Annotated in this window: 16 protein-coding genes and 1 pseudogene; 6 read left to right on the top strand and 11 right to left on the bottom strand. The window is 67.5% G+C overall.

All coding sequences use genetic code 11. The annotated features are described in order from the left end of the window. Position 1 precedes the first annotated feature (1 nt). From HRJ34_RS11700 to HRJ34_RS11690, 3 genes and pseudogenes are all read left to right on the top strand, one after another. Positions 2-988, top strand: coding sequence for a M23 family metallopeptidase (locus HRJ34_RS11700; RefSeq protein WP_208634180.1), 987 nt, complete (start codon positions 2-4; stop codon positions 986-988). Between the two features lie 38 nt (positions 989-1,026). Next, positions 1,027-1,647, top strand: a pseudogene (locus HRJ34_RS11695) (class I SAM-dependent methyltransferase); the annotation flags it as partial. A gap of 76 nt (positions 1,648-1,723) precedes the next feature. Beyond that, positions 1,724-2,884, top strand: coding sequence for a glycosyltransferase (locus HRJ34_RS11690; protein WP_226949164.1), 1,161 nt, complete (start codon positions 1,724-1,726; stop codon positions 2,882-2,884). A 316-nt stretch (positions 2,885-3,200) separates the two neighbouring features. Here the strand turns inward: HRJ34_RS11690 and HRJ34_RS11685 are convergent, their stop codons facing one another. The 6 genes from HRJ34_RS11685 to HRJ34_RS11660 all read right to left on the bottom strand — a co-directional run bounded on the left by HRJ34_RS11685 (position 3,201) and on the right by HRJ34_RS11660 (position 11,390). Then, on the bottom strand, positions 3,201-4,484 hold the full coding sequence (locus HRJ34_RS11685) for a calcium-binding protein (protein ID WP_226949163.1): 1,284 nt from the start codon (positions 4,482-4,484) through the stop codon (positions 3,201-3,203). 514 nt (positions 4,485-4,998) lie between these two features. Further along, positions 4,999-5,835 (bottom strand): IS5 family transposase, encoded by an 837-nt coding sequence (locus tag HRJ34_RS11680; protein ID WP_208631555.1) that lies wholly within the window; start codon positions 5,833-5,835, stop codon positions 4,999-5,001. A gap of 78 nt (positions 5,836-5,913) precedes the next feature. Further along, a complete protein-coding gene (locus HRJ34_RS11675) occupies positions 5,914-6,600 on the bottom strand; it encodes a sulfotransferase domain-containing protein (RefSeq protein WP_226949162.1) in 687 nt (228 codons plus the stop codon). Beyond that, positions 6,597-8,012: an HlyD family type I secretion periplasmic adaptor subunit gene (locus HRJ34_RS11670; RefSeq protein WP_226949161.1), complete on the bottom strand. Its 1,416-nt coding sequence runs from the start codon at positions 8,010-8,012 to the stop codon at positions 6,597-6,599. Before HRJ34_RS11670 ends, HRJ34_RS11675 begins: the two co-directional genes overlap by 4 nt. After that, positions 8,009-9,730, bottom strand: coding sequence for a type I secretion system permease/ATPase (locus tag HRJ34_RS11665; RefSeq protein WP_208634177.1), 1,722 nt, complete (start codon positions 9,728-9,730; stop codon positions 8,009-8,011). The genes HRJ34_RS11670 and HRJ34_RS11665 overlap by 4 nt, the downstream gene beginning before the upstream one ends. Positions 9,731-9,818: 88 nt before the next feature. After that, on the bottom strand, positions 9,819-11,390 hold the full coding sequence (locus HRJ34_RS11660; protein ID WP_208634176.1) for a TolC family outer membrane protein: 1,572 nt from the start codon (positions 11,388-11,390) through the stop codon (positions 9,819-9,821). Between the two features lie 363 nt (positions 11,391-11,753). Between HRJ34_RS11660 and HRJ34_RS11655 the strand changes: the two genes are divergently transcribed. The 3 genes from HRJ34_RS11655 to HRJ34_RS11645 all read left to right on the top strand — a co-directional run bounded on the left by HRJ34_RS11655 (position 11,754) and on the right by HRJ34_RS11645 (position 19,703). Continuing rightward, a complete protein-coding gene (locus HRJ34_RS11655; RefSeq protein ID WP_208634175.1) occupies positions 11,754-15,869 on the top strand; it encodes a glycosyltransferase in 4,116 nt (1,371 codons plus the stop codon). A gap of 61 nt (positions 15,870-15,930) precedes the next feature. Then, positions 15,931-18,591 (top strand): class I SAM-dependent methyltransferase, encoded by a 2,661-nt coding sequence (locus tag HRJ34_RS11650; protein ID WP_208634174.1) that lies wholly within the window; start codon positions 15,931-15,933, stop codon positions 18,589-18,591. 158 nt (positions 18,592-18,749) lie between these two features. Then, a complete protein-coding gene (locus HRJ34_RS11645; RefSeq protein WP_012050195.1) occupies positions 18,750-19,703 on the top strand; it encodes a class I SAM-dependent methyltransferase in 954 nt (317 codons plus the stop codon). Positions 19,704-19,736: 33 nt separating this feature from the next. On the opposite strand, the gene HRJ34_RS11640 is transcribed toward HRJ34_RS11645, so the two are convergent. The 5 genes from HRJ34_RS11640 to HRJ34_RS11620 all read right to left on the bottom strand — a co-directional run bounded on the left by HRJ34_RS11640 (position 19,737) and on the right by HRJ34_RS11620 (position 25,019). Next, positions 19,737-20,774, bottom strand: coding sequence for a class I SAM-dependent methyltransferase (locus HRJ34_RS11640; protein ID WP_029992925.1), 1,038 nt, complete (start codon positions 20,772-20,774; stop codon positions 19,737-19,739). Between the two features lies 1 nt (position 20,775). Further along, on the bottom strand, positions 20,776-21,669 hold the full coding sequence (locus HRJ34_RS11635) for a hypothetical protein (RefSeq protein WP_208634173.1): 894 nt from the start codon (positions 21,667-21,669) through the stop codon (positions 20,776-20,778). A gap of 91 nt (positions 21,670-21,760) precedes the next feature. Then, positions 21,761-22,924, bottom strand: coding sequence for a capsule polysaccharide transporter (locus HRJ34_RS11630; RefSeq protein ID WP_012050198.1), 1,164 nt, complete (start codon positions 22,922-22,924; stop codon positions 21,761-21,763). A gap of 32 nt (positions 22,925-22,956) precedes the next feature. Next, positions 22,957-23,751, bottom strand: coding sequence for an ABC transporter permease (locus HRJ34_RS11625; RefSeq protein WP_012050199.1), 795 nt, complete (start codon positions 23,749-23,751; stop codon positions 22,957-22,959). Then, the gene (locus tag HRJ34_RS11620) at positions 23,748-25,019 is read right to left on the bottom strand and encodes a glycosyltransferase family 4 protein (protein WP_208634172.1); all 1,272 of its coding nucleotides are present in this window, start codon (positions 25,017-25,019) and stop codon (positions 23,748-23,750) included. The genes HRJ34_RS11625 and HRJ34_RS11620 overlap by 4 nt, the downstream gene beginning before the upstream one ends. Between the last annotated feature and the right edge of the window lie 3 nt (positions 25,020-25,022).

Here is a 25,022-nt window from a genome sequence, read left to right as displayed (position 1 = left end):
GATGAGACTGCTCTGGCTGCTTCCGCTGGCGGCGCTGCCGCTCCTGCTGGCGGCGGGCAGCGCGCCGAAGCTGGGCCTGCCGATCGCCTGTGAACTCGGCCGGAACTGCGCGATCCAGAATTATGTCGATCTCGATCCGTCGCCGGCCGCCAGCGACTATCGCTGCGGCAGCCGGACCTACGACAAGCATAGCGGGGTCGATTTTCGGCTGACCAGCATGGCCGAGCAGCGCAAGGGCGTCGCCGTGCTCGCCGCCGCCGCCGGCACGGTGCTGCGGGTCCGCGACGGGGTGGCCGATGTCTCGGTGCGCGAGGCGGGCAAGGCGGCGATCGCCGACAGGGAATGCGGCAACGGGCTGGTGATCGCCCATGCCGGCGGGCTCGAAACCCAATATTGCCACATGGCCAGGGGCAGCATCGCCGTGAAGCCGGGCCAGCAGGTGAGCGCCGGCACGCCGATCGGCAAGGTCGGCCTGTCGGGCAACACCGAATATCCGCATCTGCACTTCACCGTCCGGCTGGACGGCAAGGTGGTCGAGCCCTTCGCCGCCGGCGCCAAGGCGGGCCAGTGCGGCGGCGGGGAGAGCCTCTGGTCGCCGGCGGCGGGGCTGGCCGGGGCTTACAAGGCGGGCGAGGTGCTCAACGCGGGCTTCGCCACCGGCCCGGTGACGATGGCGGCGGTGCAGGAGAACGGCGTGGACCAGCCGCCGCGCCCGAGCCGCGCGTCGCCCGCGCTCGTCGCCTTCGTCCAGGCGATCGGGCTGAAGGGCGGCGACGTCCAGCGCATCACAATCACCGCGCCCGACGGGTCGGTGCTCGTCGACAGCAGCGCCAAGCCGCTCGATCGCGACAAGGCGCAGTGGCTATCGTTCGCGGGCAAGAAGCGGCCGGCGGCGGGATGGCCCGCCGGTCGTTATAGCGCGCGTTATGTAGTGCTGCGCGGGGGCAAGGCCGTGATCGACCGGCGGTTCGAGATGCTGTTGAAGTAGCTGCTCCTGCTCTCTATGCGAAGGGGCTCGTTGCAGAGAGGCGCGCCGTGAAAGACGTTCTCCACGTTGGTTGTGGCAGCGCCACGATTAAGAAGATGACGCCCGGCTTCCAGCAAGGCTGGAGGGAGATTCGTTTCGATATCAATCCCGATGTCCGGCCCGATATCGTCGGCACCACCACGGACATGAAAGCGGTGGCGGACGGCAGCGTCGACGCGGTCTATTCGTCGCATAATATCGAGCATGTCTATGCGCACCAGGTGGAACAGGTCCTTTGCGAGTTCCGGCGCGTGCTCAAGCCGGACGGCTTCCTGGTCGTGACATGCCCGAATATCCAGCCGGTGGCAGAGTTCGTCGCCAAGGGGAGGCTGACCGAACCGCTCTACACGTCGCCGGCGGGGCCGATCAGTGCGCTCGACATCCTCTATGGCCATGGCAAGGCGATCAGGAATGGCGAAGAGTATATGGCGCATCGCACGGCTTTCACGGCAGACACGTTGGGCACGGCGATGCGCGCGGCGGGTTTCGGCACGACCGGCATACGCAAGAGGGGCCTGGACCTGTGGGCGATCGGTGTCGCCGCCGCTTCGGCCAAGGATGTCGTCATCCGGCTGATGGCGGATTATCTCCCGTCGACCCAGCGTGCCAAAGCGCAATGAGGCGCATCTGATGCGCAAGCGCATATTGTTCGTTCATCAGAACTTCCCCGGCCAGTTCCCGCATATAGCCGATGGCTTGATCGCGCGTGGGGACGAGGTGGTGGCGATCGGCGGGCCGACCGCGAAGGAGCGCCCCGGCGTCGCCCTCATCCGCTGGAACAACAAGCGGGGAACGGCGGCCGGCATCCTTCCCGTCGCGATCCGGGCCGAGGCCGACCTGATCCGGGCGGAGGCGGCCGCGATGGCGGCGGTCGAGTTGGCGCGGCGCGGGTTCAAGCCCGACCTGATCATCGCCCATCCGGGTTGGGGCGAGACGGTTCATCTCAAGGACCTGTTCCCCCATGCGAAGCTGATCCTGTTCGGGGAATTCTACTATCGCCACCTCGGCGGCGACATGAATTTCGATCGCGAGTTCGAGACGCCGACCCTGGCCGGCGCGATGCGCACCAATGGCAAGAATGTCGTCCAGACGCAGGCTTTCACGCAGGCCGACCTGATCGTGTCGCCGACCGCGTTCCAGGCATCGACCTTTCCGGAGATATTCCGCCCGCGCATCCGCGTGTTGCACGAGGGCGTCGACCTGTCGCGCGCGCGGTGCAATCCCGATGCGCGCCTGACCCTCGCCGACGGGCGCGTGCTCGACCGCTCGACGCCGGTGATCACCTTCATCAACCGCAACTTCGAACGGCTGCGCGGTTTCCACATCTTCATGCGGGCGCTGCCGCGCTTGATGGAGGCGGTTCCGGAGGCGCAGGTCGTCGCGATCGGCGCGGACGGCGCCGGCTATGGCGGCGATCGCCCCGACAAGAAGCAATGGCGCCACGCCATGCTCGACGAGATGGGCGGGCGGATCGACCGGTCGCGGCTGCACTTCGTCGGCCGGGTCGAGCATGACCGGATGATCGACATCCTGTCGATCGGGGCGGCGCATGTCTATTACACCTACCCCTTCGTCCTCTCCTGGTCGCTGGTGGAGGCGATGGCGTGCGAATGCCTCGTCCTCGGATCGGACACCGCGCCGGTGCGCGATGCGATCACCGACGGGCAGGACGGCGTGCTCAACGATTTCTTCGATGTGGAGGCGCTGTCCGCGGCGATGATCCGCGCGATCCGCGAACCCGGGGCATTCCAGGCGATGCGCGCCCAGGCACGCCGCACCGCGCTCGCCCGCTTCGACCGCGCCACAGTGGGCGTTCCCGGCTGGCTGGCGCTGATCGACGAGGCGATGGGCGGCTGAGGGGGGCTGGCGAAGGACCGGTCGGGAAACCGAAGGACCGGCCAGGCACTTCTTGTCGCTCCCTTTCTCACGCCATCATTCCCGCGAAAGCGGGAATCCATGGACGGCGGTACTCCGCGTCAAAAAATGTCCCGTAGCCGTGGATTTCCGGTTTCGCGGGAAATGACGCTCGATTGGGGCGAGCCAAACAGTGATCGGTTGAAGAAGAGCGCTGTGATCGAGTGAGGGCAAAACAATTCGGCGCACCGCTCGATCATTCACCAAAAGAAAAGGGGCCGGCTTTCGCCGGCCCCTTCGCTTTACCTTGGTCGCGCTGTTAGGCGACAGCGGTGGTGAAGTCGTCGACCGTAAGGTCGGCAGCCGTCACACCCTTGAGCAGGATGAACTGATCGGCATCACCCGCAGCCGCATAGGTGCCATCGGTACCGTTGTAGAACAGGTAGGTGTCGGCACCGACCTGGATCGCCGCGACCGAACCCGCAACAGCGTCATGCGCAAGCAGGTTCTGAGCGTAGGTGTTCGCGTCAGCGAAGGTGGTGAAGGTGGCGCCGCTACCCTGCAGGATAACGCCATCATCCTCATCGAGCGCGAAATCGAGCTGGATCTTGTCGGTACCAGCCGTGAAGTCGGTGATCGTGTCGTAATAGGTCTTCGACGAAATCGTGACCGGGTCGGCATCGCCAGCAGCGAAGACGAACACGTCTTCACCGTCGCCACCGGTCAGCAGGTCGGCACCGACGCCGCCGATGATGGTGTCATCACCGAGGTCACCCGAAATGATGTCGTCGCCATCGCCACCCGAGATGACATCGTCACCAGCACCGCCATTGAGGCTGTCGTTGCCGGCGTCACCAAAGATCGTGTCGTCGCCCTTGTTGCCGTTGATGCTGTCGTTGCCAGCATCGCCGTGGATGGTGTCGTCATCGGCACCACCGCGAATACGGTCCGATCCCTCGCCACCGTTCAGCGTGTCGTCACCGGCATTGCCCTGGATATAGTCGTTGCCCAGGCCGCCCGAGATGGAGTCGGCACCATCATCCGCACCGCCAGCAGCCGAGTGGCCATAGAGGTGATCGGCACCTGCGCCGCCGGTGATCGTGTCAGCGCCGTCGCCACCCAGAATGATCTGGGCCTTGGTAGCGGCCGTAGCGTTGAGCGTATCGTTGCCGCCATCGCCGGCAATGGTGTTGGTGCCGGCACCGGTGATGGTGACGGTGTCGTCGCCGCCGCCGCCGGAGACAATGTTGCTGCCCGAGGCCGAGACGGTGATCGTGTCGACACCGTTGAAGCCATAGGCAGCGCTGCCCGCATTGGTGACGTCGAAAGTATTGGCAGCGGCGCTGCCGAGGAACAGTTCGGCGCTGCCACCGGGAATGAACTCGACGTTCGTACCGGTGAAGGCGCTGGCATCGAAGGTCAGCGTCTGTTCGCCGTAGGTCAGCGTGACAGTCGCAACCTGAAGGCCGGCGGCAGGCGTGTAGACAACGGCGAGGTCGGTCGGCACGGCCTGCTTGAAATACAGGGTATCGCTCGAGGTGAACGCTTCCGCCTGAGCCTGAGTGCCCTCTTCGAAGATGAAATTGTTAATAGTCGTAGCCATTAGAAACCTCCAGTTGAACCTTACCCGGGCAAGCAGTGCGCAACCTCCCGTTTGCACGAGCGGGAGGCACCCCTTGCCGCCCGCGAACCGATCCCCCACGGCATGGTTCGACGGGCAAGCCCAGAACGTTGCTTAGCCAAGCTTTCTCAACCGTGCAACAGACAAAAGCGCACCGCAACATGGGCGATTGCACTATCTTATCTGCGAGTTAGCCCGTTCGAGTCGGCTTGAGCCGTTCACGCGCCAGCAATAATATCGAAAAAAGCGAGGAAACGAAGCCCTTTTTAGTGGCTTCGCAAGCTCCCGTCGAACAGATTCAGTAAATCACGCCGAAGCTAGGGAGACTTCGCAACAAACACGGTGATCTGGCGAGGTGCTGTTCGTCGTTCTATGGTCAGTTTCGGGTCCAGGCGGCGGCGGGCAGGCCGGATAGCGTCTCGAATCGGGCGAGGTCCTTGTGGTAGAGTTCCACGAGTAGCGCTCGATCTTTCGCTTCTAAGAGCCTGATTCAAAATTATCGGGCGTAATTTCCTAGCTTTGCGATTCTTCGTGTGAAGAGCTGGATTGAAGCGATGAAGAGCCATGCGGTTGCGGAAGCGATGGTTTGTTCGAAGTCCTTGGCGAGGCGCCGGTTTCGATTGAGCCAAGCCAGCGTTCGCTCGACGACCCAGCGCCTGGGCAGCACGACGAAGCCTTTTGCCGTATCCGATCGCTTGACGATCTCGACGGTCCATTTGCCGATGCGGCGCAGGGCATCCCTGAGCTTTTCGCCCGCATAGCCACCGTCGGCAAAGACATGGCGCAGCCACGGGAAGCGACGGACGATCTCGGCCAGCACCAACGGCGCGCCATCGCGATCCTGGATATCGGCAGTATGGATCACGGCATGGACCAGATTGCCGTCGGTGTCGGTCAGGATGTGGCGCTTGCGCCCCTTGATCCTCTTCCCCGCGTCATAGCCGCGAGGCCCGCCGCTTTCCGAGGTCTTCACACTCTGGCTGTCGATCACCCCGGCGCTCGGCGAAGCCTCGCGGCCTACAGCTTCCCGCCCGATCAACAGCAGGGCATGATTGAGCGACAGCCACAGGCCGTTGTCGCGCCACAGATAAAACCAGCGCCGCACCGTCGAGACGGGCGGAAAGCACGGCGGCAGCATCCGCCACGGCAGCCCGCCGCGCAGCAAATACAAAATCGCCTCGATAATGCGCCTGAGCGGCCACTTGCGCGGACGTCCCACCGACGAGGGCGGCGGAAAGAAGGGCTCCAGCACCGCCCATTCGGCATCGGTCAAATCGCTTGGCAAAGCCAGTTCTGTACGGGCATATTGCGCCCGAGTGGTATCGGTCCACATCGTCGATCTCCGGAAGTTTGTTGCAAAACCCCTGAATCAACGACTGGCGCTAGCGTCAAGCTAACTTGCTGATACCACTCAACTTAATTTCGGATCAGGCTCTAATTGTGAGGGATAGGCGATCTCGCGCGCCGCATGGACGGTCCGCGGCGTGGTCGATGCGGGAGGCTCCACGCCCAGGAATCGGCAGACCGTGTTGAGGGTGCTCTCCGGGTCGTGCTGCAGGTCCTCGGACCGCAGCAACAGGCATTGCTCACGCGGGAAGAGGGCGAACAGCCGTTCGACCTGCGCCCCATAGAAACCCCGCTCGACATAGCTGAACACGCGATGGTGACCCGGCGCCGTTGGATCGCCCGCCGCCACCCGCGCGCGGCCCTCGCGGATGCACCAGGCGAAGGGCTCGGTCTCCTTCCGCTTGGCATATTCCATCTTCCAGTGGGACCAGGCCCGTTCGACCGGATCGCGGAACAGCAGGATGATCTTGATCGCGGGATGGTAGCGGGCGATGCGTTCGAGCGCGTTGGGCCAATAGAGATAGATCGGGGTCGCCTCGCCGCGCAGCCGGTCGTCCGCCGCGAACAGGGCATGATAGGCAGAATAGTCCGGATTGGACCAATCTACCGCCTGCTCCTCGTCGAAGAAATGCGCCTCCTTGACCGCCGGCATCTGGATGTCGGGCAGCTCGCGGAGATAATCGAACAGGGCGCTGGTGCCCCCTTTCTGCACCCCCGCGACCAGGAAATCGACCTTGCGGTCGCCGCTCATCTCTCCCTCATCGCCGTCCGCATGGAGTCGGTGAACGGCTCGAGCAGATAGTCGAGGATCGAGCGCTCGCCGGTGACGATCGCCACGCTGGCCTGCATGCCGGGGGTCAGGTGAACATTGGGTCCCGCCTTGGCGAGATTGGCAGCCGGCACCGTGATCTCGGCGAGGAAATGGCTGGCGCCGGTCTTCTCGTTGACCCGCGCGTCGGCCGACACCAGCGAGACGGTGCCGTCGACCGGGGAGACGAGCCGCGGGTTGAAGCCCAGCAGCGTCACCCGCGCCGGCATGCCTGGACGGACGTCGGAGATGTCACGCGGGGCAACCTCGGCCGCGATGACCAGCTCGGTGTTGGTCGGGACGATCTGCATCAGCGTCTGCCCGGCCCCGGCGACACCGCCCTCGGTGAACTGGGTCAGGTTGAACACATAGCCGGCGACCGGCGCGCGGACCTCGGACTGGTCGCGCAGCACCTGCGAGGCGCGCAGCTTCGGCACCGCGTCGGCGAGCTTTTCCTGTGCGGCACGGATGCCGTCGGCGACCTCGGTCTGGTGACGGTCCTCGAGCTGGGCGATTTGCAGGCGGATCTGGCCGATCGACTGCCGGACGCGGGCGATGTCGGACATCACCGAGCCCTTCTGGCCGCGGACCTGGACCGCGTTCCGCTCGAGCGCCAGCAGCCGGCTGTTCGGGGCATAGCCCTGGCGCGCCAGTTCGCGGACGCCGTCCAGTTCCTCGCGGATGAGCTTGCTCTGGTCGTCGATCGCCTGGGCCTGGATGTTCAGGCCGTTGATCTGCGTTTCGAGTTGCTGGGCCTGCGAGCCGAGCACGAGCGCCTGGCTGCGGTAGAGCGTCGTCCGGGTCTGGAACAGGGCATCCTGGCCCTGGATCAGTGCGGCGACGCGCGGGTCGTTCATCCGGCTGCGCAGCTCGGGTGGGTAGGTGACGGTGGCGGCATCGGCGGCCTCCGCCTGGAACCGCGCGATCTGGGCGTTCGAGCTGTCGACGATGCTCTGATAGATATCGACCGAGGCGCCCGACTGGCTGTCGTCGAAGCGGATCAGCAACTGCCCCCTGGCGACCTTCTGCCCCTCCCGGACGAAGATCTGGCGGACCACGCCGCTTTCGAGGCGGCTGAGATTCTTGCTGTTGTTCTCGACCTTCACGACGCCGGTGGCCATCGCCGCGCCGGAGATCTTGAAGATCGCAGCCCAGACCAGCAGGGCGAAGACGAGGACGAGGACGACGATTCCGCCGGTCCGCATCGGCCGGCGCAGGTCGCGCTCCAGCTCGGGGTCGCTCTGGGCGGGGGCGAGGCTGAACGCGACGAGGTCGGTCGGGGCGGCGTCCGTTTCCTCGTCTGGTGCAGGCTCGGCGCGGGTCAGCATGCGGCGGAGATCGGGGAGGAATTTCACGACTTGACCTCCTCGAGCGCCGGCGCCGGCTTCTTCTGAGGCGTGAGCGAGCGCATCACCTCCTCGCGCGGGCCGAAGCGTTCGATCCGGCCGCCGCGCACCATCATCAGCTTGTCGGCGTGGGCCAGCACGCTCGGCTTGTGCGACACCATGACCACGGTGGTTCCGCGCTCCTTCAGCCCCCTGATCGCTTCGGCGAGCGCGGCTTCGCCCTCCGCGTCGAGATTGGCGTTGGGCTCGTCGAGCACGGCGACCTTCGGATCACCGTAGAGGGTGCGGGCGAGGCCGACGCGCTGCCGCTGTCCAGCCGAGAGAACGGAGCCGCCTTCGCCGAGTTCGGTCTCATAGCCCTTGGGCAGGCGCAGGATCAACTCGTGCGCACCCGCTGCCTGGGCGGCCCTGATGATGTCGGCATCCTGGGCGTTGGGGAGGAAGCGGCAGATATTGCTGCGCACGGTTCCCGCGAACAATTCGGTGTCCTGTGGCTGATAGGCGACATGCTTGCCGAAATCGCCGCGCTCCCAGCTATAGACGTCCGCGCCGTCGAGGCGGACCGTGCCCGCCGTCGGCTTCCAGATACCGACCATCAGGCGGAGCAGCGTCGACTTGCCCGCGCCTGACGGGCCGATGATGCCGATCATCTCGCCGGGCTGGATCAGGAAGCCGGCACCGCTCAGGATCGGCGTGGGCGAAACGGCGGTCGAGAAGCTGACCCCCTCGAACGTGATCCGTCCCTGCGGAGCGGGCAGCTGGGTCGCGGGCACCGGCGGCTCATACTCGCCGAGCACCTTCTCCAGCCGGCGATAGGATTGTGACGCCTCGAACAGGATCTTCCAGGATCCGACGATCCGGTCGATCGGCGCCAGCGCGCGCGATGCGAGAATCATGTTGGCGAACAGCAGGCCGGACGCGATGTCGCCGTTGATCACCAGATAGGCGCCGACCGCGATGGTCGCGATCTGGATTCCCATGCGGACGAAGCGGATCGCGCTGGAGTAGAAGCTGCCCCGGCTGTTCGCCACGATCGTCATCCGCTGCGCCATCTGGCGATAGCCGGCCCAGGCGCTGCCGAGCGTCGGCAGCATGCCCAGCGCGCGCACGACCTCCGAATTGCGCAGCGCGGCGTCGGTGAACGAATAGCTCTTGATCGACGCGGCGCTCGCCTGCTTGAGCGCCGAATGGGTGGCGCGGTCCTGGAGCATCGCCAGGATCAGCAGGATGATGCCGCCGACCAGCGTGACGACGCCGATCCACGGATCGATGATGAACAGCAGGCCCATGAAGATCGGCATCCAGGGCAGGTCGAACAGGACGCTGACCGCGGCTCCGCTGATCGCGCCGCGGATCGCGTCGAGATCGCGCAGCGCCTGGGCGTGCGACCCGCCCATCCGCCGGACGACGAGGTCGAACAGCGCCGCGAAGGTCGGGCTCGCGAGTTGGCGGTCGAACGCCACCGAGAAATTGGTCAGCACCTGCGTGCGATAATGGTCGAGCACGCCCGAGACCATGAACACCACCAGCGCGCCGCCGGTCAGGACGAGCAGCGTCGAGCCGCTGTGGCTGTTGAGCACCCGCGAATAGATCTGGTTGGTGTAGATCGGCAGCGCCAGGTAGAGCAGGTTGCTCGCGAGGCTGAACAGCGCCGCGCAGATGAAGGAGTTCTTCCCCTTCTTCAGCGCATCGGTGATCATGTTCTTCTCGAACAGGACGGATATCATCGCGCAGTCGTTCCTGGTTGCGGCATCCGCCGGCAAGGCCGCCGGGAGCGGCTCATTACCATCGTGGCCGGTGCTCGGCTAAGGCTTTTCATCGAGGATCGTCGGGGAGCGGCGGCGGGTCGCCATAGTCGCCGACGATCGACGGAATCTCGGCGGCGGTCACGACCCGGCTCTTGCTGATCGGGGTGAGTGGCTCTTCCACCGAATCCTTGGGCGGCGGCGGCGGCATCGTCGTCGCGCCGGTCGGCTTCGGCTGGTTGGCGCCGCGCAGCTCGACCTTGGGCCGCGCATGCGGGCTGGCCGAACCGATCCGGTCGAGCAGCATCGCCGCCGGTTCGGTCGGCGAGATGCCGCGCCAGCGGACGCGCTTGAACTCGGCATCGAGGTCGCGTGCCGGGATCGCCGAATTGACCGTGCGCGCGTCGAGCCGGCCCATCGCCAGCAGCAGCGAGGCGCGCGCGACATATTCGCTGTAGCGGCTCGACAGCAGCGTCAGCTGCGCCGATGCCAGCTCCTGCTCGGCATTGAGCACGTCGGTCGTGCTGCGCAGCCCATATTGCTCCTCGCGCTGCATGCCGGCGAAGGTGATCTGGGCGGCTTCGACTTGGCGGCGGCCGGCCACCACCGCGACACGCGCGGCGGAGAGCTGGCTCCAGGCCAGGACGACGTCCTGGAGCGCCTGCCGCCGTTCGCCGTCGAGCGCGGCCTGCGCGGCGTTGTTCTGGTCCTGCGCCTGGCGGATGCGCGAGCTGATCGTGCCGGCCTGGAAGATCGGCTGGGTGATCGTGATCTGCGCGGTGACTTCGGTGGTCAGATTATGCCGGTCATAGGGCGACAGCGGGCCGAGCTTGCCGGCGCTGGCGCTGATCGACGCCTGCGGACGCTTGTTGCCGCGCTGCTCCGCGATGTTGGCGCGGCTCGCCTCCTCGGAGAAGCGCGCGGCGGTGAGGTTGGCATTCTCCTGGTCGGCGACGGCAAAGGCCTCGTCGATCGTCTCGGGCAGGCCCGGCAGCTCGGGCATCGGCTGCAGCGCGCCCGGCTCATGGCCGACGATCCGCAGATAGTCGCCGCGGCTGATCGCGAGCTGGGCCTCGGCCGAAGCGAGCTGGCTTTCGCCCGCCGCGAGTCGGGCGTCCGACTGGGCGACGTCGGTGATCGTCGCGTCGCGCACCTTGCGTCGCGCCTTGCGCTCGGCAAGCTGTTCACGCAGCGCCGCGACATTCTCGCGCGATACCTCCAGCCGCTGCTGGTCGCGCAGCACCGCGCCATAGGCCTGGATGACGAGGCGGACGACCTCGCCCTCGACGCGGCGGAGCTGTTCCTGGCTGCCGCGGACGTTGGCGCGGGCCTCGGCGAGGGCGCCGCGCAGGCGGCCGCCGCTATAGACCGGCTGGCGTACGCTGACGCTCAGTTCGCCGTCGTAGCTGTCGCCCGATCGCTGGCGGAGCTTCTCATAGGTGTAGGTCGCCTGGCCGGTGACCGAGACGCTTGGGCCATATTGGCCGCGCGTCTGGACGTAGGTCTCGTTGGTGCTCTTCTGGCGATAGCGCTGTTCGACCAGCGTCGGGTTGGTCGCATAGGCCGACTCGACCGCGTCCATCAGCGTTTCGGCATGGGCGGGGAGCGACGGAAGGCAGGCTAGCAGGACCGAACCCAGCATCAGCCGCCGGGCGCGGGCACGAAGATGTGCCGGTCGATGATCGGTACGCTGCTTCTCGAAGATCATCCGAATTCGCCGCCAGTTCGCGGACGGCTCCACCCTCGGCATGCCTGTCATGCCGGGGCGCCCCCATAGCTGCCTGTGCGCGGCTGTCAATTGGCATCGCTCGCTTGCTGCAGCCTTAACGGCTTGCCTTAAAAGCGCTCTTGTTCCTAAGGAGCCCTTTTCCCGGGCCGTCCTTCCCGCCGGTCTTCAAGAGTTTTCCCGGATGGCTCGTGGCTATTTCTCCGTCCTGTTCCGCATGTTAACCGATAACGCATGACGGGGGGATTTCTACGGAGGCGCGCGGCCCGGCGCGCATTTGTGCAAGCTGGCGTCGAGCGCGACGGCGGGCGATGGGCGGGTGCCGCCGTCCATTATCGCCGCTATCTCCGCTACCGTCCCGACGATTTCGCGATCTGGGTGCAGCTTGGCCACATGTTGGGCGAGAGCGGCGATCCGGCGGGGGCCGACCAGGCCTATCGAACCGCGCATGCGCTGAACCCGGACGATGCCGACCTCGCCCTGTGCCGCGGGCACCTCGCCCGGCGCGGCGGCGATGTCGAGGCGGCGATCGTCTTCTACCGCCGCAGCTTCGAGATCGACGGCAATGAGCGCGCGGTGAACATGCTGGCGGAGCTCGATGCCGAGACCGGCGGCGGGTCGGAGACCGAACAGGCGCCGGTCCATGGCGGGCGGCTCGACGGCTGGTTCGAGCGATCGGTCTCCGGCGTCCTGTCGGAAGACGGCGTCGACGATCCCTGGGTCGTGTTCCGCGCCGGCGACCGGCTGGTGGGACAGGCGCGGCCGGGCCGCAACGACGACGGCGCGCTCGAATTCCGCGCCACGCTCGATGTCGAGCTGGGCGAGAATGGCGAGGGGGTCGAGGTGATCGCCCGGCGCATGCCCGACGGCGCCATGCTCGAACCCGGCCCGTTCTTCCTGTTCCCGCCGTCGCGCCACCCGGCCGACCATGCGGCCGCCTGGTCGGTCCCGGCCGAGATCGTCAAGCCCTACGACCTGCCGGCTGGGCGCGAGGTCGCGCTGTTCGTGACCCATTCGCGTTCGGGCAAGATCAAGCCCAACGTCCTGCCCTATGTTCGCGCGCTCAGGCAGGCGGGGCTCGCCGTCTTCCTGGTCGCGACCGTCGACCGGCCCGTCGACCTGCCGGCCGAGCTGCTCGACAGCGTCGACGCGGCGATGGTCCGCCGCAACGCGGGCTACGACTTCGCCGCCTGGGCGCATGCGCTGAAGCTCCATCCCCGGCTGTACGGGGCGGCGACCCTCTATCTCGTCAACGACAGCGTCGTGCCGGCGGCCGACGACGCGCGGATCGCCGCGATCGTCGACCGGGTCCGCCGCAGCGGCGCCGACCTGATCGGGCTGACCGAGAGCCACGAGTGGCGCTGGCACGTCCAGAGCTATTTCCTGGCGATCAAGCCGGGCCTGCTCGCGTCGCGCTCGTTCCACGGCTTCATGGACGACGTCCGGCTGCTGACCCGCAAGGATCACGTCATCCGCGCCTATGAGGTGCGGCTGGCCGAGATCGCCGAGGAGGCCGGGCGCTCGGTCGAGATCCTCTTCCCCAGCGCGACCGCGATCAACCCGACGCTGTTCGGATGGCGCGGGCTGCTCGGGCAGGGCATGCCCTTCGTCAAGGTGCTGCTGCTGCGCGGCAGCTTCGACGCGATCGACACCGACGGCTGGCGCGACGTGCTCGCCGGTGCGGGCTTCGACGTCGCGCTCGCCGAGGCGACGGTCGCGGCGGGGGCGGAGGAGGGGCCGGTCGACGATGGCGGCCGGCTGCTGGCCCGTCGCCTGCCGGCCGGGCTGCGCGCCGACCGGCCGCTCAAGGTCGCCTTCTTCGGGCCCTGGAACTACGACAACGGCCTCGGCCATGCCAGCCGCGGGATCATCGCGGCGATCCGGCGCACCGGCGTCCTGCTCAACCTCCATCCGGTCAAGCGGCCCTTCCATATCCACAAGCCGCTGGTCCCGCCCACCGACATCCTCGACTTCGAAGGTCCGGCCGACGTCGCGATCGTCCATCTCAATCCCGACAGCTGGCACCTGCTGACCGACGACCAGCGCGAGACGATCGCCCGGGCGAAGCGCCGCATCGGCTATTGGGTCTGGGAGATGGGCCATATCCCGCCGGCCTGGCGCCGCAACTTCGGCGCGGTCGACCGGATCTGGGCGCCGAGCCGCTATTGCGCCGAGCTGTTCGCCGCGCAGGGCGGCGTGCCGGTCGACGTGGTCCCGCACGCCGTGCCGGTGGGCGAGCCGGCGACGGTCGACCGGGCCGGCGCGCTCGCCCGGCTCGGCCTGCCCGCCGATCGCCGTGTCATCCTCTATGTGTTCGACGGGTCGAGCTATCTGGTCCGCAAGAACCCGGCCGCGCTGGTCCGCGCCTTCTCGGCATCCGGCCTCGCCGCGCGCGGCTGGTCGCTGCTGCTCAAGACCAAGCATCTCCAGGACCGGCCCGAGGAAGGCGAGGCGTTCCGCGCCCTCGCCGAGGGGACCGAGGGCGTGGTGCTGGTCGACCGGGCGATGGCGGCGGAGGAACTGGCCGAGCTGACGGCGCTCGCCGACCTCTACGCCTCGCCGCATTGCTCCGAGGGGTTCGGCCTGACGATCGCCGAGGCGATGGCGGCGGGCAAGCCGGTGGTCGCGACCGACTTCGGCGGCAGTCGCGACTTCCTCGACGCATCGGTCGGCTGGCCGGTCAAGGCGCATCCCTGGCGGCTCGAGCAGGATTTCGGCCATTATACCGAAGGCGGCGACTGGGCGCGGATCGACGAGCCGGCGCTCGCCGCCACGCTGGCGCGCGCGGCCGACGCGATCGAAGCCGGCGGCGACGGCAAGGGCGCCGCCGCGCGCGCGCGGGTCGCCGCGCAACTCTCTTACGACGCGGTGGGCGAACGGGTCGCGGCCAGCCTCGCGGCGCTGCGCGAGATGCCGGCCGGCGGCGGTGGCGTCCATGTCGAGCCCAATCTCCTGGCCGGCATGCCGGTCGAGCAGGCGATCCTCGGCCCGGGGCTGAGCCTTGTCGCCCTGGCCCCCGATGGCGCGCTCGATACGCCGCTGCCCGAGGACCTGCCGACCGACCGCGCCGCGTGGGTCATCCTCGCCCCGCGCGGCGCCATCCTCGCGCCGATGATCGAGCGCGACTGGCGCCAGGCGGCCGAGGCCCGTCCCGATGTCGGCATCTTCTACGGCGACGATTTCGCGGCAGGGGCCGAGCGCGGGATCGACCAACTCCGGCTGAAGCCGGCCTTCGACCTGACCCTGCTCGCCGCGCAGGACTATATCGGCGCGCCGCTGATCGTCCGCGCCTCGGTGCTTGCCGACCTCGGTCTGCGCGCGGGGATGGGCACGGCGCTGCTCGACGATCTGCTGCTGCGCGCGCACCATGCCGGCGTCTCGATCGAGCGGATCGCCAGGGTGCTGCTGCTCCATCCGGGGCCGCGCCCGCAGGCCGACCCGGTGGTGCGACAGGCGATGCTCGCGGCGCAGCCACGTTTCGCCCACCATCGCTTCCGCCCCGGCCGCGCGCCGGGCACGCTGGTGCAGGAACGGCGGTTCGGTCGCGACCATCCACCGGTGTCGCTGCTCATCCCGACCCGGCGGAGCAAGCTGCCGGGCGGGCGCACCGCCTATGTCGAGCGGCTGCTCAAGGCGCTCGTCGCCACCGACTGGCCGATGGACCGGCTGACCGTGATCGTCGGCGACGACGTCGCGGGCGAGCCGGCCTGGGCGAAGCGCGCCTGGCCCTTCGCGCTGCGCCGGATCGAGACGCCGCGCGGCGACGACGAGCCGTTCAACTATGCCGCGAAGATGAACCGGCTGTGGCGCGCCGCCGGGAGCGAGCAGATCGTGATGATGAACGACGATCTGCTTCCCACCGAACCCGGCTGGCTCGAGGCGCTGGTCGGCTTCGCGATGGACGAGGGCGTCGGCGGCGCCAGCGGGCGCCTGCTCTACGAGGACGGCCGGCTCCAGCATGCCGGCATCGGCCCGCTGTTCGGCGCGATCGCCCATGTCTGGGCGGGCCGGGAGACGGTCGCGGGCAGCTATCAGGACTGGGCGCTGGTCCAGCGCGAATGGTCGGCGGTGACGGGCGCGCTGTTCGCGACGCGGCGCTCGCTGATGGAGGAGGTCGGCGGCTTCGACGAGCAGTTCACGCTCGAATATAACGACATCGACCTCTGCCTGCGGCTGCGGGCGCTGGGCTATCGGATCGTCTGCACGCCGGAGGCGGAGATGGTCCATGCCGAGCGCGCCTCGCGCGGCGACATGCCCGCGGGCGGGGACCAATATGCGGCCTTCCACCAGCGCTGGAGCCGCTGGCTCGACGACGATCCCTCCTGGCATCCCGGCCTCAGCCGCGACAGTTTCGAGCTGATGCCGATCGACGATCCCCGCGCCTGGTATCGGTGAGCGCGGGGCGTCCGTCGACAAAAGCCTAGGCTCGGACGGATCGAGCCGCTAACCGCTTGCCATGGCCACGCAGACGCCCTTCACCGACGATCCGGCCGTAGCCGTAGCCGACCTGCCGCCCGCCTTCGACGCCGACTATTATCTGTCGGCCAATCCCGACTTGGCGATCGCTGCCGATGCCGCAGCCGACCATTATGCCGCGACCGGCCGGGCCGAGGGGCGGATCGCCTCGCCGCTGGCGCTGCGCGAGAATCTGATCGGGCTGATCGCCGACGGGCGCTCGGTGCTGGAGATCGGGCCGTTTTGCCGGCCCCTGCTGCGCGGGCCCAACATCGCCTATCTCGACGTGCTCGATGCCGCGCAGTTGCGCGCGCGGGCGGTGGAGGTCGGCGCCGATCCGGCCGGATGCCCCGCGCATATCGACTATGTCGGCGGGCTCGAGCAGGTACGGCGGCGCTTCGACGCGGTGATCAGCAGCCATGCGATCGAGCATCAGCCCGACCTGATCCACCATCTCCAGCAGATCGAGCGGATATTGCGGGCCGACGGCCTGTTCTGCCTGATCGTGCCCGACAAGCGCTATTGCTTCGACCATCATATCGCCGAAAGCACGATCGCCGACGTGATCGAGGCGCATCGCGAGCAGCGGCGGCGGCATAGCCTGGCGAGCGTGATCGAGCATCACGCGCTGACCACCCATAATGATCCGCGCCTCCACTGGGCCGGGGACCATGGCCCCGCCGTCCGGGCCGACCGCGTGGCGCAGGTGGAAAAGGCGATGCGCAGCCATGACTTCAATCCCGGCCGCTATATCGACGTCCACGCCTGGTATTTCACGCCCGACAGCTTCCGCACGACGATCGAGACGTTGACGGAACTTGGGCTGATCGGCCTTGAGCTGGCCGGGGTCTACGATACCGCGCACGGCCGGAACGAGTTCTGCGCGGTGCTGCGCCTCGGCGCTGCGGCCCGGGCGCGGGTGCGCGAGGCGCGCGACGAGGGCGGGGTGCTGTTCCTCCAGACCGCCGATGCCGAGCATTATGCGCCGATGCTGGCGATCACCGCCGCCGGCGTCCGCGAATATTGCCGTCGGCACGGCTTCGGCTATGAGAGCTTCCTGGGCGTCAAGCGCGGCTTCCACCCCTGGCAGGCGACCTTCAACCGCATCCCGATGCTGGAGGAACTGGTCGCGCGGGGCTTCACCGGCTGGGCGGTCTATCTCGACGCCGACGCCTATATCCAGGATCTCGATTTCGACCTGGCCGCCTATCTGGCCGACAAGGGGGATCGCGCCGCGATCTTCGCGACCTCGGGGGTGACGGGCGAGCATTGGGACGTCAATGCCGGCGTCGCGCTGATCAACCTCGGCCATCCGCTCGGCCGCGAACTGGTCGCGCGATGGAGCGCCGCCTTCGCCGCGCACAGCGACGAAACGCTGCGAGGCGCCGTGGAATGGATGGGCGCCGGCAACGACCAGGATTTGCTGCATAAGATATTGGAGCGGGACGAGGCGATCGCCCGGGCCGTTCTGGTCGAGCCGATGAGCCTGCTCAACGGACCGGACGCCCGCTTCATCCGCCAGCAGTTGCGCACGCTGGGACCGACGCTGGAGGCGCGGACGGACGCCCTGGCAGAGGCGGTGTCGCTCGCCCTGCGTCGCGGCGGAAACATGCGGTCCGCCCTCATGACCGACGCGGATCAGCGCTGGGCGGCGCGCTTCGCGCATCCCGAGGGACGCATTCCGGAACTGGTCGAGGCGCCGGTGCCCGATCCGCTGCCGGCGGTCGCGGCCGGGATCGCCGCGGCGTGGTCGGCCGCGGGGGGAGGCGATGCGGGATGGCCCGCTTATCAGCAGGTCCTGGCCGACGGCCTTCGCGCCAACGACGCCGCGACGGTGGCGGCGGAACTGGCCGGCCTGGGCCGGTCGCAGGCCGCGCAGGGCTTTCTCGGCGGCGCGCGCCAGCATGCGCGCGCGCGCGATCGCGGCTTCGCCAGGCGGCTGGCGGGCTGGACCTATGACAAGCTCGTCTCGCTGGCGGAGGCGGTGGGCGTGCTGCCGCTCGAAAATCCGGAGAATGGCCGCTGGGGCGAGAATGCGCTGACCGACCCGGCCGAGCTGTTCGCCGGGGTCGAGGCGGCGCTGGGAGTCGATCTCGCCCCGCCGGCCTCGGTCGGCGGCCATCTCGGCATCGCCGTGGGGCGGGGCATCGTCCTCCACATGCGGATGCTCGACGCGATCCACGCGGCCTGGCGGCTCCGCCAGCTCGCCGACACGGCCGGCCTGGGCAATGATGCGCGAATCGCCGAGATCGACGGCGGGGCCGGGCTGACGGCCTATTATGCGCTGCGCCTGGGCCTGACCCGATACCGGCTGTTCGACACGCCGACGATGAACGCGATCCAGGCCTATCTGCTCGCCGGGGCAGGGCCGTTGCAGCCGGAGCCGCTCGCCGACTTCGCCGCGCAGCCGCCGGGATCGATCGACATATTGTTCAACGCCGACACGCTGCCGGGAATGAAGCAGGCGGCGGCGGTCGCCCATCTCCGCGACGCGGCGCGGATCGGCATCCGGCACGTCTTCAGCATCAACCACGAGGCGGCCGCGCCCGGCCAGGCCCCCGTATCCGACCTGCTCCGCGAGGCCGGCGGCTATCGCCTCGCCGCCCGCCACCGCCACTGGCTGCGGGCGGGCTATGTCGAGGAGCATTATCTGCTGGTCTGACCGGGAATGTGGAAGCGCGCCGGAATTGGTCCGGTTCGGATAATCCTGCGGCGGCAAAGGCTTGCCATGGGCAGGTTCGTCAATGCACTAGTCGAAGGGGGGACGGGAAGTGTCGTCCCGCTGCCTTTTCCCACCATATACGGACGATCGGACGGAATATGAGCGTTTCCCGCGAGGAAGTCATCTGGGCCTACCGCATGTTGCTGGGCCGCGAGCCCGAGAGCGAGGCTGTCATCGAGCTCCAGATGGGGGCATCCGATCGAAACCATCTGCGCCAGGCCTTTCTCGGCAGCCCCGAGTTCCAGCGCCGTTTCGCCGGTCCATATGCGCCGTTGCCCGTCGGACGCTTCTTCGACGTCGATCGGACCGATATCGACATCGCCTGTTCCGATGAGCAGCTCCAGGCGATGTTCGACCGGATCGGGGAGGCGTGGAAGACGTTCGGGGAAACCGAGCCGCACTGGTCGGTCCTCACCAGCGACTCCTTTCGCCAGGAAAACCTCGCCGCCAACATCGATGCCTTCTACGCCAGCGGGCGCAACGACGTCGATCTGCATCTCCATTTCCTGCGGCGCGCCGGCTTGCCCGTCAGGTTCGGCAAGGCGCTCGATTTCGGTTGCGGCGTCGGGCGGCTGACGCTTGGCCTGGCGGCCCATGCCGATCAGGTCGTGGGGGTCGACATCTCACCGCCGCATCTGCGGCTGGCGACCGAGCGGGCGCGGGAGAGCGCCGTCGCCAACATATCGTTCGAGAGCATCGCGGCGCCCGACGATCTCGATCGCTATCGCGATTTCGATCTGGTGATCAGCCTGATCGTCCTCCAGCACAATCCGCCGCCGGTGATGGCCAGCCTCTATCGCAACCTGCTGCGGGCGCTGGCGCCGGGCGGCGTGGCGATCATCCAGATGCCCACCTTCATGCAGGGACAATCCTTCACGGCGGCGCACTATCTGGCGAACGAGCAGCCGTCGATGGAGATGAACGCGCTTCCCCAGAAGCTGATCTTCGAGATCATCGAGGAGATGGGCTGCCGGGCGCTCGAAATCCGCGAGAATGGCGTCGCCGGCGAAAGCGGGCTGAGCCATGTCGTCGCGGCGCAACGCGTCCGATAACGGTCGCTGGTTCGGGAGAGGGCGGCGGAGCGATCAGCCCCGCTGCCGGAACTCGTAGACCTGCGCCCAATGGGAATTGGGGTCGCGATGCTCTGCACATTCGAACCCCGCCCGCGCGAACTCGCCGATCAGGAAATTCTTCTGGAAGCCGAGTTCGAGCCAGCCGCGAATCCGCATCACGGCGACATTCTCCCAGTCGAGCCGGAATCCCCATAGATAGGGCAGGTCGGAACAGAGCGCGTCGAAGATGGGTTCCCCGGCGAGGATGACCTTGCCGGTCGGGGTCAGGAGATCCCGCAGGCGTGGGAGCAGCGGCGCGAAATCCAGCGCGTGGTGGAAACTCTCGTAGAAGAAGATCAGGTCGTAGGCATTGGGAATGCCGGCCGGGTTGAAGCCGAACTCTCCGACGTGCGGCGTCAGGTCGACCTGGTAGCGATCCGCTGCGGTCTGCACGGCCCGGCAGAAGGCGGGATTGATGTCGACCGTGTCCACCTTCGCGCCGAGCCTGCCGAAGGAGAGGGCGGTCAGGCCGAAACCGGCGCCATATTCGAGCACCCGCTGCCCGGCGGCGATGTCGCTGCGCATCAGGATATGGCCCATCGCCATGAGCTGGCCGCCCGCGAACCTTGTATCGCCCGACGCATAGAAGGCGGGACGGAAGGTCGCGTCCAGATCGGCGATCTCGGGCGTATCCTCGTTGCTGGCCGGCTGGTAGCCCGACCGGTTGGTGATCGCCTCCCACAGCTTCAGCATCTGGTCCCGATAGGCGGCTCCCCAGGGATCGAGGGTCGGGTCGAACCAATCGGGCAGGCTCAGCGAATGGCCTCGCCAGCGGTCGTGATTGCCCTTCTCGAAGTCGAGCGCCACCTCGTCCAGCATGTCGAGGGTGATCGCCTTTTCCGACGTGAAGCGTGTCCGGAACCCGCCCCGGAATTCGTCCGATTGGAGTAGTGCCGCAAAAAGGTCGGTCCGTGTCTCGAAATGCCGGTGATGGTCGATCACCAGGTCGTTTTCCGGTTCCCGGCCCAATATCTCGCGATAGCCGTCGATCACGTCATCCCGACTGATCATCTCAGCCGTCTTGCTTCCCAGGAGCTTCCGTGTCGCGGAGAGCAAGCTCCGCGCCGATTCTCGTCCGATATTCAGGGCTGTCGAGTAACAGGCCGACGACTTCCGGAATGCCATGTTCCAGTCCTTTCGCGGCAATGAGATGGGAATAGCTGGCGCTGCCCGGATCGGGCTCCCGTTTCAGGATGAGGCGGTACAGGGCGGCGGTCACGCTGCTGGCCGGGCTTCCGTCGCCGGCATCGCCGAGGACCCGGGCGACCGCCGTCGCGATCGTGTCCGTCCTTCGCTCGATGTCGGTGTCCAGCGAATGGAGGAACTGCCGGATGAAGTGCGCCTCGTGGTGATTGAAGATCATCGGATCCTCGAACAGCACGGGGTCGCGCAGCGCCACATTCTGGTCGAGCGACTGGTAGAGCATCGTCTGGTCATTGTCATAGTCCCAGACGGAGGTGAGGGTGCGCAGCCTTTCCTCGGGAATGGCCATGAAGCGCCGCTTCCATTCCGCGATCAGGTCGGCGCTCGACGGGTGGGCGAGGTTGAAGAACAGCACCCCCGCGTTGATGTGCCAGGGCACCGTCTCGCCCGGGATGGTCGTCATGATCGCCGAGTGCCGCTGCTTGTCGGCGAGATAGGCGCGGAGATCGAAGGCCAGATCGTAGATATAGGCGTCGGCGTCCATGTAGAGCGCCCAGCCGCGATAGCCGCGCTCGATCAGCTCGGTCAGCATGAACATGCGGTTGAACGTCGCGTGCGCGCCATGGAAGCCGCGCTTGATGCCGACGAAGCTTTCATAGGCGAAGCCGTGCCGCCGGCAATATTCGATCGCGGTGCGCGACGTGGCCCGCAGCATGCGGCTATATTTGAACGCATCCGAAGTCTGGAGGATCGTCAGCTCCAAACCGGTACTCCCCTGCTGTCCCGTGGCCGCTTCATCCCGCGAATATACGCGGGATGGCGGCCATCCATTCCCCAACTTTTCCGAAACGTCCCTACAGCGAATGCTCGCGCACGCCGGCGGCCAGCAGCCAGCCGATGCCATAGGCGATCAGCAGCGACAGGAAGACTGTCAGAAGCATCTTGCCGCGTTCGGGGAATTCGGACTTCACCGGCACGTTCGGGTCGACCACGCGGACGATGTAGAGCTGCTGCTTCGTCGCCGTGTCGCGCGCCTTCTCCAGGTTGGCGGCGGCGACCTCGTAGCGCTTCGCCGCGAATTCCTGGCGGATCTGGAGGTCCTGGTAATTGCCCAGCCGCGCCGCGGTCGATCCGCCGCCGGCGGTGAGCTTGCCGGCCTGGCCGGCGACCTGTGCCTCGAGCGCGCGGACCCGCGCCGCGACGGCGACATATTGCGGGCTGGTCGGGGCGATGATCCCCTGCATCGCGTTGAGCTGCGCGCGGGCGCTGGTGAGCTGTCCCTGCAGCGTCGCGATCAGGCTCAGCTGGGTCTTGCCCGAAACCTCGGGGTCGAGGTCGCCGCGCTGCTGGCGGAAGGCGGTCAGCTGGCGCTGGATGTCGAACAGGCCCTGTTCGGCCTCGCCGAGCTGGCGGTGCGCATTCTTGAGCGCGTCCGCCTGGCTGCGGCGGTTGAGCATGTTGACCCGTTCCTCGCCCATCCCCAGCAACTGGTTGATGATCGCGTAGGAATCGTCGGGCCGGAAGGATCGGACGCGCAGCGTGGTGATCCCCGTCTCCTGGTTGAACCGCACGTCGACCTGCTTGCGATAGTAGCGCATCAGCATTTCGGGGGTCGGCTGCGCGAACCACAGCCGGGTGGCGATGTCGGCCTCCGGGCGGCGGAAGCGCTCGACCAGGTTCGCGCGCTGGTTGAGCAGGACCACGGCCTGCTGCGAATCGAGATAGTCGTTGACGCTCATCGCCTCGCTGCGCGACTGCGACGCGCCGCCGCCCAGGCCGAGGAGCTGGCTGAAGCCCATCGACGGCATCGGCGAGCTGTCCGCGGTGCGGACGATGAAATGCGCCTCCGACTGATATTGGTCGGACGCGAACAGATAATAATAGGCGGCGACGAGCAGGGTCGGCGCCAACACCACCAGCACGAACCATTTGTTGCGATGGGCCCAGCCGCGCAAGGCGTCCGGCCAGCGTTGCTCGGCGGCTTCCTGGCTGGCGTGGGGCTTGATGATTCCGTGCATCGATTATCCGAATGAAACTGGCTGAACGGTGTTTAGTGCAGGTGGATGCGATTGCGAACCCGCCGAATGCCGATCAGTCCGGTATAGGTGTAAATGGCGCAGTTGGCGATGAGGTAGCCGGGGAACAGATGCTTGTCCGACGCGGCCTCGAACATGCCGTAGCGGGTGATCTCGAAGATGTTGACCAGCGGGAACCAGTTGGCCGCGTTCTGGATCGAGACCGGCATCCATTCCACCGCGAAGAAGGCGCCCGACAGCGGCATCATGAAATAGGATATCGGGTGGACCAGCCGCTGCAGCGTCGGCTTCTCGAAGGTGATCGCGGTGACGTTGAGGCCCCAGGCGAAGGATATCCAGATCATCCCGGCGACGCCGCCGATCGCCCAGAGCGGGCGGGCGGGCGGTTCGGCGAAGCCGAGCAGGATGATGATCGTGTAGAGCAGCACGAAGGTGGTGACGCACCCCGCCGCCTCGACCACGACGCGGGCCAGCGACAGGTTCAGCACCGATATCATCCGGTGGTACATCAGCGGCAGGCTGCTCTCCAGGATGCTCTCGGCCCGGTTGAAGATGCCGCGGAAGATGATGAAGACGCAGTAGCCGACCAGCGAGAAGGCGACCGGCGGCATCGTCGATCCGATATGGCCCGGCTGGAAGGCGTGCAGCGCGCCGATCACGGTGGCCAGCATCAGCGGCTCGCCGACCATCCACAGATAGCCGATATTGTTGCGGCCGAAGCGGGTGTGCAGCTCGCGCAGCACCAGCGCCCCGATCACGTCGAGCTGCAGGGTAAGGTCCCGGTAGAAGGAGGAGCGGGTCGCCGTCACGCGCCGCCGCTCCCGCCGGAATCGAGTTCGCGAACCAGGTCAAGCACGGTGGCGATATGCCCGCGCCACCCCGGCGGTGTCCAGCCCCGCAGCCGCTCCATCTGTCGATCGCGCCGTTCCGAGCGGTCGGCGGCATAGTCGAGGATCATGTCGGCCCAGGCGGGGCCGTCGAGTGGATCGAGGAATTCGGGCACCGCGCCGCCGGCCTCGCGCAACGCCGGCAGGTCGCTGCAGATCGCCGGCGTCCCCGCCATCAGCGCCTCCGTGACCGGCATGCCGAATCCTTCGGCGAAGGACGGCAGCAGCAGCGCGCGGGCGTTGCGGAGCAGCGCGGCGACCCCGCGGTCGGACAGGCCCGCCAGCTCGTGGACATGGCCGCGGATCGCCTCGCACCGCTCGAGCATGTCGAGGACGTTCTCATTCTCCCAGCCGCGCCGGCCGACGATCGCCAGGTGCGGCGTCCGCTCGGGGCCCAGCGTCTCCGCCATCCGCCGCCAGACGTGGAGCAGCAGCAGGTGGTTCTTGCGCGGCTCGATCGTGCTCAGCACGACGAAATAGGGGGCGGGGATGGGCAGCGGACCGTCGTCGCCCTCGGGCAGCGGGTCGCAGCCGAGATGGGCGACCCGGATCGGCGGCGGCGTGGTGCCGGTCAGGAAGCGGGCCATCGAATCCGCGGTCGCCTGGCTGTTGGCGATCAGCCCGTCGGCCAGCGCCGCCATGGTGCCGATCCGCAGCCGATGGGTCGCCGCGCCGTTGGGGCGCGCATATTCGGGGAATTCGATCGGGATCAGGTCGTGGACCAGGCAGATGAAGCGGGCCTGCTCGGCGCGCAGCTTGGCGCGGACCCGCTCGGGGCGGTGCAGGTGATGCGGCGACGCCTGGACATAATAGCGGCGGACGCCCGGCGCGGGCCGGGGCACCGGGCGGGGGGCGAGCCGGGCCAGCGTGCGCGCGGCGGCGAGCGTCATCGCGCGCCGGCCCGGCGCCGCGCGCTCCGCCCAGCGAGCCTCGGTCTCGTCGAGGAAGCGCAGCACCGCCGCATGGGGCAGCCGTCCGTAGATACCGAACGGATTGACCGCCGCGAAGCGCAGCCGGTCCGGCACCAGGTCGAGAAGCTGGCGCGCATAGACCAGCTCGACCCGGTCGATGCCGGTCGGCATCGCATGGAGCGTCCGCGACAGCAGGCGCGACAGGTCGAGGATGATCTCGACCCCGGCGGGCAGCAGCGGCGACGAAGCGGCATCCCGCGGAGCGGCCAAGGTCGACATGGC

Source organism: Rhizorhabdus wittichii (assembly GCF_017607425.1).
Classification (GTDB): Bacteria; Pseudomonadota; Alphaproteobacteria; order Sphingomonadales; family Sphingomonadaceae; genus Rhizorhabdus; species Rhizorhabdus wittichii.
Note: the sequence above shows the minus strand (reverse complement) of the source record. Positions and strands in the feature narration are given on the sequence as shown.

Bases quoted from the DNA above. Each gene is read 5' to 3' on its own strand.
- HRJ34_RS11685 (WP_226949163.1), bottom strand. From the start codon at position 4,484: ATGGCTACGACTATTAACAATTTCATCTTCGAAGAGGGCACTCAGGCT.
- HRJ34_RS11645 (WP_012050195.1), top strand. From the start codon at position 18,750: ATGAGCGTTTCCCGCGAGGAAGTCATCTGGGCCTACCGCATGTTGCTG.
- HRJ34_RS11640 (WP_029992925.1), bottom strand. From the start codon at position 20,774: ATGATCAGTCGGGATGACGTGATCGACGGCTATCGCGAGATATTGGGC.
- HRJ34_RS11660 (WP_208634176.1), bottom strand. From the start codon at position 11,390: ATGCTGGGTTCGGTCCTGCTAGCCTGCCTTCCGTCGCTCCCCGCCCAT.
- HRJ34_RS11675 (WP_226949162.1), bottom strand. From the start codon at position 6,600: ATGAGCGGCGACCGCAAGGTCGATTTCCTGGTCGCGGGGGTGCAGAAA.
- HRJ34_RS11620 (WP_208634172.1), bottom strand. From the start codon at position 25,019: ATGTCGACCTTGGCCGCTCCGCGGGATGCCGCTTCGTCGCCGCTGCTG.
- HRJ34_RS11665 (WP_208634177.1), bottom strand. From the start codon at position 9,730: ATGATATCCGTCCTGTTCGAGAAGAACATGATCACCGATGCGCTGAAG.
- HRJ34_RS11630 (WP_012050198.1), bottom strand. From the start codon at position 22,924: ATGCACGGAATCATCAAGCCCCACGCCAGCCAGGAAGCCGCCGAGCAA.
- HRJ34_RS11700 (WP_208634180.1), top strand. From the start codon at position 2: ATGAGACTGCTCTGGCTGCTTCCGCTGGCGGCGCTGCCGCTCCTGCTG.
- HRJ34_RS11680 (WP_208631555.1), bottom strand. From the start codon at position 5,835: ATGTGGACCGATACCACTCGGGCGCAATATGCCCGTACAGAACTGGCT.
- HRJ34_RS11650 (WP_208634174.1), top strand. From the start codon at position 15,931: ATGGCCACGCAGACGCCCTTCACCGACGATCCGGCCGTAGCCGTAGCC.